The sequence below is a fragment of the Halorubrum sp. Ea8 genome (genome assembly GCF_002252925.1).
Classification (GTDB): domain Archaea; phylum Halobacteriota; class Halobacteria; order Halobacteriales; family Haloferacaceae; genus Halorubrum.
The window spans coordinates 1-16,321 of record NZ_NHPF01000105.1 but is presented as its reverse complement, the minus strand read 5'-3'; the positions used below and the strand labels follow the sequence as shown (position 1 = coordinate 16,321).

General features: G+C 60.7%; 15 protein-coding genes. 12 read left to right on the top strand and 3 right to left on the bottom strand.

Annotation, left to right across the window (positions count from 1 at the left end; genetic code table 11):
* Positions 1-156 precede the first annotated feature (156 nt).
* Together DJ74_RS12425 and DJ74_RS12420 are read right to left on the bottom strand one after the other, a co-directional pair.
* A complete protein-coding gene (locus DJ74_RS12425; protein WP_094527443.1) occupies positions 157-1,410 on the bottom strand; it encodes a trans-acting enoyl reductase family protein in 1,254 nt (417 codons plus the stop codon).
* A gap of 298 nt (positions 1,411-1,708) precedes the next feature.
* The gene (locus DJ74_RS12420; RefSeq protein WP_094527442.1) at positions 1,709-2,359 is read right to left on the bottom strand and encodes a DUF998 domain-containing protein; all 651 of its coding nucleotides are present in this window, start codon (positions 2,357-2,359) and stop codon (positions 1,709-1,711) included.
* A 318-nt stretch (positions 2,360-2,677) separates the two neighbouring features.
* On the opposite strand from DJ74_RS12420, the gene DJ74_RS12415 reads away from it, so the two are divergent.
* The 11 genes from DJ74_RS12415 (at position 2,678) to DJ74_RS12370 (ending at position 14,753) form a co-directional block, all read left to right on the top strand.
* Positions 2,678-3,865: a sodium:calcium antiporter gene (locus DJ74_RS12415; protein WP_094527441.1), complete on the top strand. Its 1,188-nt coding sequence runs from the start codon at positions 2,678-2,680 to the stop codon at positions 3,863-3,865.
* Positions 3,866-4,207: 342 nt separating this feature from the next.
* Complete coding sequence (locus DJ74_RS12410) at positions 4,208-4,750, top strand: hypothetical protein (protein WP_094527440.1); 543 nt, start codon at positions 4,208-4,210, stop codon at positions 4,748-4,750.
* Between the two features lie 62 nt (positions 4,751-4,812).
* Positions 4,813-5,517 (top strand): YqjF family protein, encoded by a 705-nt coding sequence (locus tag DJ74_RS12405; RefSeq protein ID WP_094527439.1) that lies wholly within the window; start codon positions 4,813-4,815, stop codon positions 5,515-5,517.
* Between the two features lie 515 nt (positions 5,518-6,032).
* On the top strand, positions 6,033-6,206 hold the full coding sequence (locus DJ74_RS19235) for a hypothetical protein (RefSeq protein WP_158217290.1): 174 nt from the start codon (positions 6,033-6,035) through the stop codon (positions 6,204-6,206).
* A gap of 501 nt (positions 6,207-6,707) precedes the next feature.
* Positions 6,708-7,064 carry a helix-turn-helix domain-containing protein gene (locus DJ74_RS12400; RefSeq protein WP_094524442.1) on the top strand — a complete coding sequence of 119 codons (357 nt, stop codon included), beginning with the start codon at positions 6,708-6,710 and terminating at the stop codon, positions 7,062-7,064.
* Entirely contained in the window at positions 7,061-7,420 is a 360-nt protein-coding gene (locus DJ74_RS12395) for a hypothetical protein (RefSeq protein WP_241881456.1), read from the top strand. The genes DJ74_RS12400 and DJ74_RS12395 overlap by 4 nt, the downstream gene beginning before the upstream one ends.
* Positions 7,417-7,689: a hypothetical protein gene (locus DJ74_RS12390; protein ID WP_094524443.1), complete on the top strand. Its 273-nt coding sequence runs from the start codon at positions 7,417-7,419 to the stop codon at positions 7,687-7,689. The genes DJ74_RS12395 and DJ74_RS12390 overlap by 4 nt, the downstream gene beginning before the upstream one ends.
* Before the next feature lie 110 nt (positions 7,690-7,799).
* The gene (locus tag DJ74_RS12385) at positions 7,800-8,486 is read left to right on the top strand and encodes a sensor domain-containing protein (RefSeq protein ID WP_176451347.1); all 687 of its coding nucleotides are present in this window, start codon (positions 7,800-7,802) and stop codon (positions 8,484-8,486) included.
* Positions 8,487-8,532: 46 nt separating this feature from the next.
* A complete protein-coding gene (locus DJ74_RS12380) occupies positions 8,533-9,375 on the top strand; it encodes a DUF4097 family beta strand repeat-containing protein (protein ID WP_254922169.1) in 843 nt (280 codons plus the stop codon).
* A gap of 71 nt (positions 9,376-9,446) precedes the next feature.
* Positions 9,447-10,196 (top strand): sensor domain-containing protein, encoded by a 750-nt coding sequence (locus DJ74_RS12375; protein ID WP_094524446.1) that lies wholly within the window; start codon positions 9,447-9,449, stop codon positions 10,194-10,196.
* A 90-nt stretch (positions 10,197-10,286) separates the two neighbouring features.
* Positions 10,287-14,753, top strand: coding sequence for a PAS domain S-box protein (locus DJ74_RS12370; protein ID WP_094527437.1), 4,467 nt, complete (start codon positions 10,287-10,289; stop codon positions 14,751-14,753).
* Positions 14,754-14,823: 70 nt separating this feature from the next.
* On the opposite strand, the gene DJ74_RS12365 is transcribed toward DJ74_RS12370, so the two are convergent.
* A complete protein-coding gene (locus DJ74_RS12365; RefSeq protein WP_094524448.1) occupies positions 14,824-15,204 on the bottom strand; it encodes a winged helix-turn-helix domain-containing protein in 381 nt (126 codons plus the stop codon).
* A 226-nt stretch (positions 15,205-15,430) separates the two neighbouring features.
* On the opposite strand from DJ74_RS12365, the gene DJ74_RS12360 reads away from it, so the two are divergent.
* Positions 15,431-16,321, top strand: an 891-nt coding sequence (locus DJ74_RS12360) for an NAD(P)/FAD-dependent oxidoreductase (protein ID WP_094527444.1), incomplete at its 3' end; no start/stop codon positions are given.

Below are 16,321 nucleotides of genomic sequence, written 5' to 3'. Positions count from 1 at the left end.
TAGCCTTGTAACTTTCATAACGAATACGTCGAAGAACGTGTTGGAATGAAGTTGACACCCAGCGGGCTCCAGTGTGCAGAATGAGTCCTCACGGCTTTTCGGTAAGCGGTTGAATACCACGATTAGCTCCCGAGAGTCATCGCCATGATGTGTTGCTCATTGCCACTCACCAGCGGTCACGGTGAAGCCAACATCCCGAAGTCGATCACCGAGTGGATCACCAATCCCCGAAGCGGGCGTCAGAATGCCACCGTCTAGCGGTGACACCGTCTCACCTCGCAGCAAGCAAATCCCAGCCTCTCCGAGCATCCGGGCGGTTGCGCCATACCCAGGATCCAGTTCGGCTCCGATCTCACTCATGACAGTGAACGGCCCGTCGGTCGTTGTCCCTCGGCCGATGACGCGAATCAAGAAGTGACCTGATTTGATCTCCGCTTCCGAGGGCCCTGTGCCCGGCTCAGGGAACACGAACCGACGCAATCCACGCCGAAGCAGCCGACTCTTCATCGCAGCGGTTCCGACACCCAAGCCGAGTGCGATCCCGCCGGCTTCTGCGGCACCGCCGATCCCAGAACTGGTTGGGATGACCTCTGTACACCGAAACTCTCGGCCCCACGGATACTCCAAGAGGGCATTGCTCCGTCGGATTACCCGTTCGTTGACGGCTGCCATCGGCGAGGGAGCCGTCCATATCGAGCGGATGGAATCTCGCTGTGGTCGTCGTTGTACGCCTGTATCGACACCGCAGCGTTCGCCCGGTGGAGCCAACGAGTACGGATTCGATACTGTTTCTCGGGCAATCGGATCAGTTGCGGCGGCTTCGAATAATTCGGCCGCACTAGCTAAGGTGCCGCCACTCACCTCACCCTTTCCATCCTCGAGATAGATACGAACGAACTCACAAGAGTCTCCAAACTCCTCGATAGCGTACGATTGCAACAGTTTGACCCCGAGGTCGGATGGGATCGAATCGAACCCACAGCTGTGGACAATTTTCACGTCGGCAGCCATAGCATCGTCGTGATAGCGGTCGATCATCTCTCGAACCCAGTTAATCTCCCCGGTGAGATCACAGTAGTCGGTTCCAGCCTCAATGCAGGCTTCGACGAGTGGTGTTCCGTATGTTGTGTAGGGCCCGACTGTCGTACAGATGACCTTCGTTTGGCGGGCTATCCCGCGGAGGCTCGCCGGTTTGGTGGCATCACCGACGACAATGGGGACCTCCTCTCGATCAGACTCATTTGCAAGCCCTTCTGCGAGTCGGCGGAGCTTAGACTCATTTCGACCACCAAGAGCAACAGACAGTTCAGCAGCGGGATAGTGACTGGTGAGATGTTCGGCGACGAGTTGGCCAGCGAATCCGGTGGCTCCCCAGACCACGATATCGTAGTTGGTTGTTGTAGATGACACGGGTTTCTACTACCAATATGACGCAAAGAACCTCAACTGTTTGGGCGAGGCTCTGACCGAAGATAGTGGAACCATCTTATCGGGGTTCTATCAGGAACTGCTGTGTCAGATGTAGATGATGGATTCAGCAGTGCCTACCCGTCCGCTCCCTCCAGCGAACCAGTCGTCTAGTCGGTTTACACAATTACGGCTCTGTTGAAATCCTTCGGAGCTGATAGAAGCTACGTGCGAGATACAGAGGATGAATTCAGCAATTCGGTTTCTCTCTATCATCCGGTTCAGGTGGCTTCGATCGTGGTTATGCGGATGCATTACTCCGATCGCTGAGTCCATAGAGCAAAAATGCATGGTACGCAAGCCAGCCCGTCAATAGAAGCAGGAAGATCCGCTGGCCGAGGCCCATCCACCCGCTCGGGCCAGATCCCGTGCTCACGAGAAAGATGGCCAATCCACCGATGGTGAGGATGGCGATGCCTAGCGGGACGAACTTGTTTCGATAGTTCGGCCATCGAGCATCGTGGTTGAGTCCCCACGAGGTGATTGAGATTGCCGGTATTGCTGCGAGAAATGTCACGAGTGATGCGGTGTTGTGGTATTGGGTGGTCGCCGCTTCGAGGTTGTTCGGATCATACTGGAAGAATCCAGCCACGATGACGCCAGTTCCAAATACGACAAGGAGCGGAACACCAACCAGTAGTCGCCAGCCCCTATCACTCCACGCGAGGAGCCCAATTGCGAATATGATAATACTCGCACCGAAGATGTAGAAATTGAGTTGCTGGACACCAGCGTACGGAGCTCCAACCCCGGCTAACGCGCTAATAACGTTAGTCACCGCGTTGTACGAGGGCCACATGAGTCCCAACACGGTCGCAACCACCCACCAGATAACCATCCCGACAACACCAACGAGACCACCCCATTTACCGGCCGAGTTGCGTGTTATCATGCATCAATCTGATTTACTACCCATAAAAATACCCAGGTGATCTGTGCTGACTACGCGCTGTGTATGCAGCAATCTCGCTTCGATCTACTCAGTGTCTGTCAGTACGGGCGTGACCGATGCAGAGAGTCTATCGGTCACGGTGCTAGAGACAATACGGCAGTTGCTCAGTGTGTCTGCGTATCTACCGGTGTGATTGGTGAACCGACCCATCTCCACAACTATCCACCCGCTACGTGTAGGAATCTCCGTGTAGAATCATTCAATGAAACCCCTACCTGAAAACTCAGCTTCATGTTTGGGCCACCCATTCGGTAATGTATGAGAAAAGCCCACATACTCGCAGTCGTACTGGTCGGTATCCTCGCCCTCTCGCTGTGCGCCGCGCCCGTCGCGGCACAGGAGGGCGGCGAAACCGGAGAGGAAGAAGGTGGCATCGAGGGAGCTATTGAGGGGTTTATTGAACAACAGGGCACCATCGGGGCGGTGATCGTGTTGCTCGGCGGTGCACTCCTGTTAGCGCTGTCTACAGAGAAGCTCATCAGCTACCTCGCACGTGCCTCACTCAACCTGAAGATGTCGCTGTTCGCACTGGCGATCATCTTCACCGGCTTCGAGTTCGACGACACGGTCCTCGCGCTGGTCCTGTCGGCCGGGGGTCTGGAGGAGGCGGCGCTCGGGTCGGCACTCGGCACAGGGCTGGCGATCATCGGTCTGACGCTCGCGCTCGCGGCGCTCGTCGAACCGTTCCCGGTTGACCTGCCTACAGACTACATCGTCGTCTTCGGCCTCGGACCGCTCATCCTCGTCCCCTTCGTACTGCTCGGAACACTGACGGCCATTCACGGGGTCATCCTGACGATCTTTTTCGTCTTCGCATTCGGGTACTTTATCATCCGAGAACGTCAGCGCGACGTACCGGTGTTCCGGAACACGGAACTCGGGCAGGAAGTCGAGGACTTGCGGGCCGATGGCGGCATGGCCCGTCCCGGTTCACTCGAAGAGATCCCCGAGGAACGGTTCCTCGGTGACCACGGGAACTCTGGGGTCGTATGGCTCGGCCTCTCGATTCTAGCACTCGTCGGTATCGTCTTCGCGGCCATGCTTCTTGAGGGCGGTTCCGGTGTCGTGATCGAAGGATTGGGCCTCTCCGGCACCGTCTTCGGGGCGACCATACTCACCCTGATCCTTACATTTGAGGACATCATGTTGACGCTGGAGCCGGTCCGCCGGGGTTTCCCGGAGATCGGTGTCGGCAACGTCATTGGGAGCGTTCTTTTCTCGGTGACCGGCAACATCGGCGTGATAATGTTCCTCAGTGAGGTAAGCATCTCTAATTCGGTCCTCCTCTTCCATCTACCGTTCATGATTATCGTGACAGCGCTCGCCGCCTACTTCTTCTCCACGGGCAACGTCAAACGGTGGCACGGTGTCCTACTCGGCGGACTCTACGTCGCCTACTGGGTCATCGCGCTCATCGTGTTCAGCGGCGTCCCGGTCGGCGAATAGCGACCCGAATTCGGTCTTTCTGTGCGAGATATGCACGTTCCATCTTGCATACCAGGACGAATACCACTCTTCTCTGGTAGTTTCTTCATCGATCAGTTCGCAGGTCTACTGAACAGCTGGTTCGCTGACTTCAGCGTGAAAGAAATGGGGATGTCGTGCTGAACTCACCCTCTGAGTCGGTCACACCGTTACTGACAGACTGTGAATAGGTAGAAGAGCGAACAGAGCGACTCTCTCCGACTCCTCAGTTACCTAATCTCGGGAAGTGTATACTACGAGTTCCACGTTATAGCCTGCGTTGAGGCAGTCAAACACTAACTGATTCGGACTTGAAGTACCTGTATGGTCTCCATCCAGCGACTCGCAGTTTCCCCTTTCAACTGCTTCACCCAACTCCCACGTGGCGGAGATCGTGACGTTGGTGCGGGGTACGTGATGGCACTGACGGCAGTCGGCGTCACAACTCTCTACTATCTCTTTGTCGGGGTTGGGATCCTACTGATTGGGGTGGGTTTTGGTGGTGAGTCGTTCTTCACCAACGCTGCAGTCGGGCTCCTGTCCGGTGCTCTCGGTCTTTCCGCCGTCGTCGCCCCACTGTTGTTTGTCACCGGTATCGTGGCCTGGCGAGTTGTCCCCACGTCACAGCGCTATAGTGGTGCGATAGGTGGTCTGCTGGCGATGGCGTTGGCCTATCTCGTCGCCGGCGCATTGGTAGTTGGACTCGCCGCGGTCTCCGCCGTCGCCACCGGCAGTCCCCTCGTCGACTCCGTCATCGGCAGCAGTAGTATCATTGTTGTTGCGTTCCTCGCTTCATCGTGGATTGCGTTGCCGGCCAGCATCCTCACTGGGACGCTATACGAACGCGCTCGCTCGGCTGCCAAGTGAACTCTGTTCGGAACCCCGAGTGTAACGGAGGGAATTTTTGTCGGTGACCCTCACTGCCCTGTATGGTCGTTCCATTGGAGATGGGGTGGCGGCACCTGTTGTTTGAGAACTGGCCGGTCGATCCGGAACTGATGGACGCCCATCTCCCGGCGTCACTCACCGCAGACTGCCACGACGGGAGCGCGTGGCTCTCGGTGATCCCGTTCACGAACGTTGCTGTCCGACCAAAAGGCGTCCCGCGACCGCTCGGCGTGCAGCTCCCAGAGATCAACGTCCGGACGTACGTCACCCACGACGGCGTGCCAAGCGTCTACTTCTTCAGCCTCGACGCACAGGGACTCACCAGCGTTACCGGCGCCCGGCTGTTCCATCACCTGCCGTATTACTACGCCCGAATCTCGCTTGAGATGAACGACGGCCGGGTCCGGTTCGAGAGCCGGCGCCACCATCCTGGTGCCCGCCCCGGCCGCTACGAGGGCACCTACTGGCCGACCGGCGAACCGTTCGACGCGCCCACCAACCCGCTGGCGGAGTTCCTCGTCGAGCGTTACCGATTCTACACCGAAGCGCCTGACGGGTCTCTCCGCTACACTGATGTCGATCACAACACATGGACGCTGTACCCGGCCGACGCAACCGTCGAAACCGATACACTATTGCGGGCCGATGGCTTCGCCCGCCCAGACACAGAACCGGTGTACTACTACAGTCCTGGGCTCGATGTCATCGCGTCTCCAAGCAAACGACTGCGAGCGGACACAGGATGACCGCTGAGACAGACGCCGATACGAGGAACAGAAATCAAGAGCCTTGTTTAGACGCGGTGGAGATCGTCCGCTACGGCCGATGTCTACACAGCGAGAGCTGGTCGAGAGGCGCTCAGGGACTGGTTCTGTTCGCCCTGCGTAGCCACTAACCGAGGCGTTCAGGAGCGTCTAAACAAGGCCGAAATCAAGCATGTAGCCACCGCAGTGCCACATACAAGACGCATATTTCAGCACACCGCACACCGAGAAGGGGATCACCTGATTCAGTCAGTACATCCTGTGTATCGAACGATTCAGTGTATCACTGCTCGCCAGAAAGTCCGTGACCGATACGCGCGTTGTATCTCGCACGACTATCGGGACATTTCGTTGAGCTGGTAGAATCTTCAACGCTCGATACGCAGTTCTCATCGACTGGCGGTTTCAGGCGATAACATATCTGAAGAATAGGATTTCAACAGAGCCACAATTACCGGTATATTGTAGTGAGACAGTCTCTAACAGTAGTTATACTCATGAACAGGACGGCTGTTGCCATCGGGGCCGCAGAAGTCCTCGGGGCGGTCGCCCTTGTCATTACGACGTTCACGGTTCCCGCTTTTGCCGATATGGCGCTCGCTTGGCGGATTCTCGCCGTGTTCATGGCCACCGAAGGTGGTAACAGGCTATCGAATGCCCTGAACGTCTGAATTACTGGTACGGAGAGTATTCCTCCATCGTTTACCGACAGTTCAGTGCTGACTAGCGCCCTGTATTCAGCACGGCTCTAAGAGCATATCACCGGTTGAAGATTGCAACAGACCAAGGCAGGGGTAATTAATAGCGATTAGAGAACCGGGCTCAAAGGAGGGCCGAAGCGATAGGGGGGCAAGCAACCGATGGGATCGAGCGGGGAGATCGATCCAACCGGGGCAAGAGTTTGGAGGGGGGCTACCAAGCAACCGGATACTGTGACAACCGCCTCCGGTCGGCGGCTATGTACTCCTTGAGGCGGAAGTATCAAGAAGGGTATTCCACTGTCTCAGTCTGAGAAACACCGCGACGTCTCTCACCACTGAGGCTTCTCTACTGAATGATTCCGACCAGCCGGTGAATCACCTCGGGGTCAAGCCCCATGATATTCGTCTCAACCGCCGATAAGACTCGTCGTGTCGGGAGTGTTAAGTTGCGTCCAAATGACTCCCCAGCGGATGGTCCCCGAGCTGGTGGTCGACGCCCGCGAAGTGTACTCGTTGCTCGACGACGAGTACGCCAGGCGGATCCTCATCGAGACATATGAGGAGACGCGCTCGGCGAGTGCGCTCTGTGACGCCTGTGACGCGTCAGAGGCGACGGTATATCGGCGGCTCGAACGGCTCCAACAGCAGGATCTCGTCGAGAGCGTCCAAGAGATCGACCCCGACGAGGGGCCTCACGAAGTGTACGCCGCACGGCTCGATCACGTCTCGATCGATCTGACCGCAGCGGGCTTCGAGGTCGACGTCGAGTACGTCGACGAAACGGCCGCCGACCGACTGACCAGACTGTACGAGGAACTCTCCGGATGATGCTGTTCCGTCTCACCGTGGCACGACTGGCCGAAGCCGAACAGTCGGCGCTTCCCTTACAAGTGGAGGTCGTCGGCGACAACGCCGCGTTAGCGGCCGTCACGATCGCCGCGTTCTTCCTCTCCGTCGTCCTCGCGGTGTTTGTCACGTACCGCTTCGCACGCGGGTACCTACGGACGCGTCGGCGTCCGCTGTTGTATCTCACAATCGGACTGCTGTTGTTAGCTCCGCTCCCGATGTTCCTTCGGTTGGCGTTCGGCAACGTGGACTCGGTGACGGGTACCGAACGGACGATTCTGGTGACGGCGAGCAAGTTCTGCGGGCTGCTCGTCATCCTCGGGGTGGTATACCGATGACGTTGCCCGTGATCGCGACGGCGGGCGGGATTGCGACCGCCTGTCTCGGAGCGTACGTCGGGTATCTCGCGTACGACGGTCACCGGCGCAACGAGAGCCAGACGATGCTGTTGCTGGCAGTTGGCGTCGTCTGCATCGCCGTGGTACCGTACGGGATCAGTTACGTCCTGACACCCCTGCTTTCGCTCTCGGACGCGGTGACCGTCCTCGGTGTCACGGTGGCCCACCTGGCGGGACTCGGAGCGTTGGCACGGTCGGTGACGTCGTAACGTCTGGGGCTTGGGGTACCAGTTTTCGTATTTATATTTTTGGGAGCGTTGCCCGCGCTGTAGCGCTCAGTATTTTATACGTGGGTCTCGCCACAAGGTAGAGTCGCAACATGAGCGAACCCGCTTGGTCCCCAAGTTCACCGATCGACGCGCTCGCACAGTTCGTCGGTGTGCCGTTTCAGCGGCAGACGTATCGCAACCTCGCGTACCTCCTGTTAGCGTTCCCGCTCGGGATCGCGTACTTCACGGTGATCACGACCGGGCTCTCGACCGGTCTCAGTCTCGTGGTGACGCTAATCGGCATCCCGATCATCGTCGCGACGCTCGTGGTGACGCTCGGCATCGGCTCCTTCGAGGCCCACTTGGCCGAATGGCTCCTCGACGTGGAAGTCAATCGCTCGGCGCCGAACGTCGAGTTGGACTTCGGATCGGTCGACGAGGTCATCGAGACGACGAAACGCGTCGTCACGACCCCGGCGACGTGGACCGGGCTGCTACTCGTCGGGCTGAAGTTCGTGTTCGGCGTCGTCGCCTTCACGGCCGTCGTCACTGCGGGTGCGATATCGGTGACGCTACTGTCGCTCCCGATACTGTACGACGCGCCGGGCATGACCTACACGCTCGGACCGTACGTCGTCGATACGCTCGGCGAAGCGGTGGTCGGCGCGGGCTGTGGCGTCGTTCTCGTCCTCGTGTCGCTCCACCTGCTCAACGGGCTGGCCCGGTTCGGCGGCTTCCTCACGAACGCGCTACTCGGGGGTTCGAAGACGTCGGTGACAGCTGGTGCCGATGCTTGACCGCAACACGGTAGACGCCGATACCTCTCGGCGGAGAGTGCTCGGCGTGGCCGGCGCCGCAATCGCGAGCACGCTCGCCGGCTGCGGGTCGGTCGTCCGGATCGAACGCGACGGAACGACCGACGAGCGGACGGTCGACCCGCCGACGGACGCGACGCTCGCGGTAGTCGATGCGACGGACGCGATCGCCTTCACGGCCGAACCGCGCGATGACGTCAAGATCATCGCCGAGAAGGAGGCGTTTGGTGGCGTTTCGCTCGACGAACTGACGGTCGACGTGGAAACGACTGCTGACCGCGTCGAGATCACTACTGACAAGCCGGACGTTATCGGTCTCGGCGGAGCAAGCGTGTCTTTGGAACTGTATGTGCCCGAGGAGATGGCTGTTGATCGGCTCCAGACCGCTGACGGGGCGGTGACGGCACAGCGAGTCCCGGACGGTGCCGCGCTCCACACCCGAGACGGCGCGATTCAGATCACTGACGCTCGGGGCGACGTCACAGCAGAGACGAGCGACGGAGACATCTCCGTCGACGGGACGGACGGTACGCTCTCGGCGGCCACGCAGGACGGGTCGATACAGGTGCGGGACCCGGCGCGTGTCGGCGAGATCAGCACCAGAGACGGGAACGTTGCGACTGACGTCCCGGCTGTGGCCGATGACGCCGAGGTCGTGTCGTCGGACGGCAACTTGGTCCTGCGGATAGGAGAGACGCTCGATACGGTACTCACGGCAGCCACGGCCGACGGTGAAATACTCATCAGCGACGTGGCCTCCGGGGTGCAGATCCGGAGTCAGACGGAGTCCCAACTGGAGGCGGTCGTCGGCGACGGTACCACGCCGCTACGGGCGCATACCAACGACGGAGACGTCTTCCTTCGAGCCTGACCAGCGCCGGAGCGGTTCTCCCCGACGACAAGACGGGATTTATACACGATGACACACCAAACGTTCCGTTGATGGCTCTCTCGGACCCGGTATCGGACGTCTCGACCACCCTCCCCTCAGTTCGACAGGTGGTGTTAGTTCCGTTTCGACGCCGGACGTATGGGGTGATATTGTATCTCGCCCTCGCGTTCCCGCTCGGAATCGGGTACTTCGTTGGCACCGTTGTCGGGCTGTCACTCGGAATCAGCCTGTCAGTGCTCTTGATCGGCCTGCCGATTCTCGCAGCGACGTTAGGCGGTGTCGTGGTTGTCGCCGCCGCCGAACGTGTTGTAGCGCGGCGGTTGCTCGGCGCCGATATCCCTGCCCCGTCGTGGGGGCTTTCGGAAGCGTCTCGACTGCGTGACCAGGTACTGACGGTGCTGACGAATCCCGTTTTGTGGGGGTCGCTTATTTTCGTACTCTCGAAGCTGGCTATCGGTGTCGCCGCTTTCACGGTCATCGTGGTCGTCCTTTCCGTCGGACTGTCGCTGCTCGGAGCCCCGCTGTACTACGATATGCCCGGTACCTCAGTCGGAGTCTTCCTGCCTGAACCGATTCAGCGGGAACTCTCGCTCGTCGTCCCTTGGGAACAGTTCGAGGTCGGGATCTCGTTCATCGTTCGTCTCACGTCGTGGGAAGTTTCGACGCTTCCGGGAGCACTACTGCTGTCGGTACTCGGGGTATTCGTTCTGCTGCTCGGGATGAATATCCTAACCGCAGGGGGGTGGATCTGCGCACGCTGGGCAGAGTTAACGCTCAGTCCCGGGAAAACGGCGAGATAACTCTCGGCGTGCGGGCGTTCACAGCGACCTTTCAGTTGGCAATAGTTTTGTGTACCGAGCGAACATATTGCCTAAATTGGTTTTTCTTCAATGAGCAACGTCTCACAACAGTATCGGATCGGTGTCGTCGGAGACGCCGCGATCGGGAGCCTCCTCCGCTCCATCGATCCCGACTCCTTCTCGGTAGAGGTAGTATCCCTGTCGTCGTCTGCCGATACCGCCCGGCTTTCCGGCGTCGACGCCGTCGTCGTTCAGCAGGGTCTCCCGTCGGCGTCGTGGGGATCGGTTATCGACCGGCTCGCGGACGAAATATCGCCGCTTCCCGTCGTTGCGGTTACCACGGATACGGGCGGCGTTGAGACGGCGATCCGGGGCGGTGCGACGGCCCATGTTCCGCGGTCACTGATCTTGTCGAGCCCGAAGGTGGCGGCTGAGTGGCTGAAAACGATCGCTGATCGGGAACGGGCGGATGAGCGCAGAGAGACGGAGGACGACGCGACGACTCCGGAACTGACACAGGGAGAGTACCGCAGTCGTGACTACGAGCAGATATTCGACGGCGTGAACGACGCCATCGTCGTGTTCGACCCGAAAAACCGTGAGTTCGCAGACGTCAACGAATCCTATCACGAGCTACTCGGATACGACGACATCGAGACGATTCGCGAGCTTGGTATTGACGGGCTCAGCGTCTCGGCGGAGGGGTACACAGCAGACCGCGGCTGGGAGCTTATCAAGGAGGTCGCGGAAACCGATGAGTCGGTGACAGTCGAGTGGCGTGGCCGGACGCGAATCGGGGAGAAAGTATGGTTAGAAGCGACGTTAGCGCCGGCGATGATCGGCGGGAAACCCCGTGTGCTCTCCATTCAGCGGGACATTACGCAACGGAAACGACGGGAACGCGAGTACGAGCAGATATTCAACGGGGTGAACGACGCGATCGCCGTTCACGACCCGGAAACCGGAGAGCTGTGTAGAGTCAACGAGACGCTGTGTTCGATAACGGGGTACGATCGTGAGACGCTCTTAGAGCGGGGTGCGAAGGGGATCACGGTAGCGACTGAATCGTTTGACCCCAAGCGGATACCACGAATTATCGAGCGAGTAGCGGAGGGGGAAGACGTTGAGCCGTACGAGCAAGCCATCGAGACGGCGGACGGCGAGCGTCGGTGGCTAGAGGTCAATCCGACCAGCGCGGTTATCGACGGCGAGGAACGGTTCCTCGCCATCTCACGAGATATCACCGAACGCCGTAGGCGGCAGCGCCGCCTCGAAACCGAGCGAGACAGGCGGTCTATTCTCTTCGAAAACACGCCCGATCCGATTATGACCGTCGAGTTCGTCGACGGAGAGCCGTATATCACCGAGGTCAACTCAGCGTTTGAGACCGATTTCGGCGTCAACGACGAAACGGCAGCAGACCGGCCGATAGCCGACGTTGTGGTCCCCGACTCTGAACGGGAAGGGTATGATGCGATCCGCCGACAGGTTATCGACGGCGAGCCGGTGGAAACGGAAGTCCGACGGGAATCGGCGGACGGGGTCCGGGACTTCCTGCTTCGGGTGTTGCCGTTCGAGGTGGACGGTCGACGACACGCGTACGTCTGGTACACCGACATCACCGAACGGAAGCGTCGGGAACGGACGATCGAGGAGGAACGCGAAAAATACTCGACGCTGGTCGAGCAGAGTACCGACGGCGTGGTCGTCGTCAGGGACGGCGAATACGTCTTCGTCAACGAGCAGTTCACGGCGATGACTGGCCGGGAGGAGTCGGCGCTGCTCGGGATGCCGTTCCAGCGTGTGTTCACCGAAGGGTATCGCGATCTCGTCAGGGAACGCTACCAGCGGCGGGTAGCGGGAGAATCTCCGCCAGACCAGTACGATCTCGAAGTCGAACGACCCGACGGGACACGGCTGACGTTGGAGACGTCTGTGTCGCGTATTCAGCATGAAGGTTCGCCGGCAACCCTAGCGACGATTCGGGACGTGACTGAGCGCCGCCAGCGCGAACGAGCCGTCGAGCAGCTCCAGACGGCCACCGAACGCCTTCAGGGCGCAGAGACGGCGGACGCGGTGTACGAGATCGCCGTCGAGACGGCGAGTGACGTGCTCGACCTACCGATGGCGGCGTGTTGGCGTCTCGACGATGATCGGCGGCGGCTGGAGTACGCCGCCGGAACGAAGCCCGTCGAAGAGATGCCGATCGGTCCGGACTCATTTACGCGCGGTGACCGTGAGTACGAGCTCTTCGAGCGCGGGGAGGCGACGACGTATGATCCGAGCCGCCATCGTGACCACAACCCATTGACAGCCGCGGTCCTCGTCCCGCTCGGCGGCCGGGGGCTGCTGGCGGCGGGCCACGGGCACCGAGACGAGTACGCGTCGTACTTCGTCGACATTATGCAGGTGCTGGCAGGCCACGTCACCGGTGCGCTCGAGCGTGTCGCGAACTCTCGGCAGCTTCGGGAGAACCAACGCCGACTCGAGGCCATCGTCGACCGTATCGACGAGACCATTTTCCTCGCGCCGGCCGCTGAACTGACGGAGCCGGAGCCGGCCCCGGACTTCGTCAGCTCCGGATACGACCAGATTTGGGGGCGATCGCTCGATGAGCTCCAAAAGACGCACGAGGAGGGGTTTTTCGGGACGATCCACCCCGACGACTACGACGACTACATGGCGTTCGTCGAGCGGGTGAGCGGCGCCGTCGAGCAGGGCGACGCGGACCAGCGGTACACGAGGGAGTTCCGCATCGAACGACCGGACGGGGAGCGGAGATGGGTCCGCTCGGACTTCTATCCGACCGAGTGGGAGGATGGGCCTCCGCGGGTCGTCATCGTAAGCCGTGACGTCACGCAACAGAAGGAACGCGAGCGGTCGTTGGAGTCGTTCCACGATGCGACCGCGGAACTGACGACGGCTGAGACCGTGACCGAGGCCGGTACCGTCGCGACCGAGGCCACGGCAACGGTGTTCGATATGCCGGCGACCGCCGTGTACCACTACGGATCGTCGGCCGGGGAACTCGATCCGATTGCGACGGGCCCGAAGGCGCCGCCGCCGAGCGAGTTGGACTCGGTGACGGCCGCCGATACCGCTGTCTGGGAGGTGTTCGTCGACGAGACCATCCGACGGGTGGAGGCGGAGGCGGCGTCGGTGCTTCATATCGACAGTGACGACACCGTATTGCTGGTCCCGCTCGGCGGGAACGGTATCCTCGCCGTGTGGAGGGCCGATGAGGCGTTTGACACGGAGGCTGCGAGCATCGTCGCCGCGACGCTCGAGGCCGCGCTGAATCGGCTTCACGGGGAACGCAGACTGGAGGATCGGCGTGAGGAGCTGGCGAAACAGACGGAGCGTGCCGAACACCTGGAATCTATCACGGAGGTAACGAGCCGCGTCGAAGCCGCGATCACGACTCGCTCCTCTCAAGAGGGTATCCAGGAGGCCGTCTGTGAGGAGCTGGTGGAGACGGGTCCGTTTACCGCCGCGTGGGTCGCGACGGCCGAGGTGGGAACTGACCGACTGACGCCCCGGGCCGTCGTCGGCACGACGCGTGAAGACGTCGAAAGAGCGCTTGGGGGAGACCGTGATCGTTCGGATCTCCATCCGGCGAGAGACGCGTGGCAACGGGGCGAGTCGCGCGTAGTGACTGATCCCGCAGCGGGGGGTCGCCGGAGCGACTGGCGGCGCGACCTCTTGCGGGCGGGAGCGGGCGCAGTCTGTGCGGTTCCGCTCGCGTACGACGGTATCACCTATGGCATTTTGACCGTTATTGCCGACGAGACCGACGCGTTCGGTGATCGGGACAGAGACATCCTCTCACAGCTGGGCACCTCGATCGGGTACGCGATCACGGCCATCGAACGACGCCGCGCGCTGGAGTCGGACGACACGCTGGAGCTGGAGTTCCAAGGGAGTGACATGGATCTCCCGTTCGCTCGGCTCGCCCGGGAGTTCGAGTGTCCGGTCCGGCTCGAACGGACGGTCCGGCGGCAAAACGAGTCGATCAGCGTCTATTACACGCTCGAGTCGGACTCGCCGTCGAAGGTCGCCGAGCGGGCCGACGAGTTACTCCCCGGGTCGGTCACCGTCGTGTCCCGTGGCGGCGGGCAGACCGTCCTCGAACGTCGCGGCTCGTCGTGGTTCGGGTCCCCGATTCCTGAGTACGGTGGAGTCCTTCGTCACAGTCGAGCGACGCCGGAAGTCGTCAAGCTGATCGTCGAACTCCCGCGAGAAGCGGACACTCGCACGATCGTCGACCGCATTACCGATTCGTTCCCGGCGTTGGAGCTCACCGCACAGCGCCAGAATCGCCAGACAGAGGCGACCCCGGGAGGGATCAGAAGTCGGCTCGAAGACCGATTGAGCGAACGACAGTACGAGGCGCTCAAGACGGGTCACGCGATGGGGTATTTCAACAGGCCGCGCGACAGCAGCGGGGAGGCCGTGGCGGACGCGCTCGGAATCACGCAGCCGACGGTGAACAAACACATCCGACTCGGCGAGCGCAAGGTGTTCGACCTGCTGTTCGGCGACACCGAGTCGGGGTAAGTCGCCCGTGCGTTTGACCCGAGGCGGGAGGCGTATACGAGTAATGGGTGTGACTCGACTCAGGCGACGGTCAGTCGATATCGCGACCAGGGGAATCGATGTAGCCAGCGAATCCGTCCTCATTCACGTCGAACGTAACGGCAGTGATCACGAGCTGGAACTCCTTTCTGTGGTTGCCGCCCGAGGCTAACTGTAGCCGTTCATCGACGAGGCCGGCGTCGGCTAAGCGGTTGAGGCGTCGATATACGGTTGGACGGGACATTCCGCAGTCTTCGGCCAGTGCCCGCGCAGGCTTCGGCTCCCCCTCGAGGGACGTGAGAATGTCGCACGTGTACTCATCACCGAACAGTGCGAGTAGCTCTTCCGCCGAGACTTCGGGGTTGCGATTCGCGTCGGTTCCGAGGGTCTCTGATCGTTCGTCTGGGTCGGTCGTTAGGAGGTGCGCCGTCATTAGAGACGACAACGACGCCGCTCTACCCAAGCGTACTGGTAGTCCGAACTGATTGGGGCGGAGTAACAGGGCTATTCATATTACCCGCCTTCCTCTCATACACAGAAACAGCGGTTGCCGATTTAGGGAGACCACCGTCCATCGGTTGTTATATGCTGTCGTCCAGACGGTCTGCGTGTTGTATCGGTCCAAGCGATCGGACGCCCGGATCCCTGCGTGACCGGCAATGAACGCCGGTGAGGAACGGTCGACACGAGCACCGCCCGTCGTATCGCGGCAGTATGACAACGGCGTCTCGGGAACACACCGCGACCGGGAGAAGGAGATACTGATAGCCGACACCGGCTTTTCAGCGCTCGTGACGGCAGGACTGCTCGACCGAGCCGGGTTCGATCCGCTGCTCGCTCCGTCCCCGAGCGACCGATCACCGCCGCGTGTGACCGTCATTTGGGAGCCCGGGTTGCGTGTCCTCGACCAGTTGGGGCTGCGGCAGTCGGTGGAGCGGTGTGGCACGCCGGTGACGGAACTCGATCGGACAAGCAGCGAGAAGTCGTGGGAGGCGGACGGGTCGACCGAGATCGCATTGGTCGCAATTAAACGAGATCAACTGCGGGCCCTGTTAGAGCAAGCCGTCCGTGGCCGTGTTCGAGAGACCAACAGAGCCGTGACGGCACTCGAGTCGGCCGCATCGGGAGTCCAAGCGACGTTCGATCACGAAGGGACAGAGTCGTTCGACGTCGCAGTGACGGCGGACCAGTCTCTCAGCGCCGATCAAACGGCGGAACCCGACGGACGCGTCCACACGTGGGAATGTCACCAATTCGAAACGACGTCGAGAGCGACCGAATCGTGGGGTCCCTCGGCGGCAACATTCTCGACTCCAACTGGTGACAGCACCTCCCTGCGGTTCGTTACGACGGCAGAGACTCCCGCTCGCGCGGCCGTATCAGCCGACGCTATCGCCGATCGGTTTAGTCACCTCAGTTCGCCGCCGGCTGACCTCAGACGTGTGCTCAAAAACGGCGGGTTCGAGTACCGCCGGGTACGGCTCGCGGCTCCGACGTCCGTATCGACCGGACAGATCGGGCTTATTGGGCCGGCCGCGCGAACAGCCCTC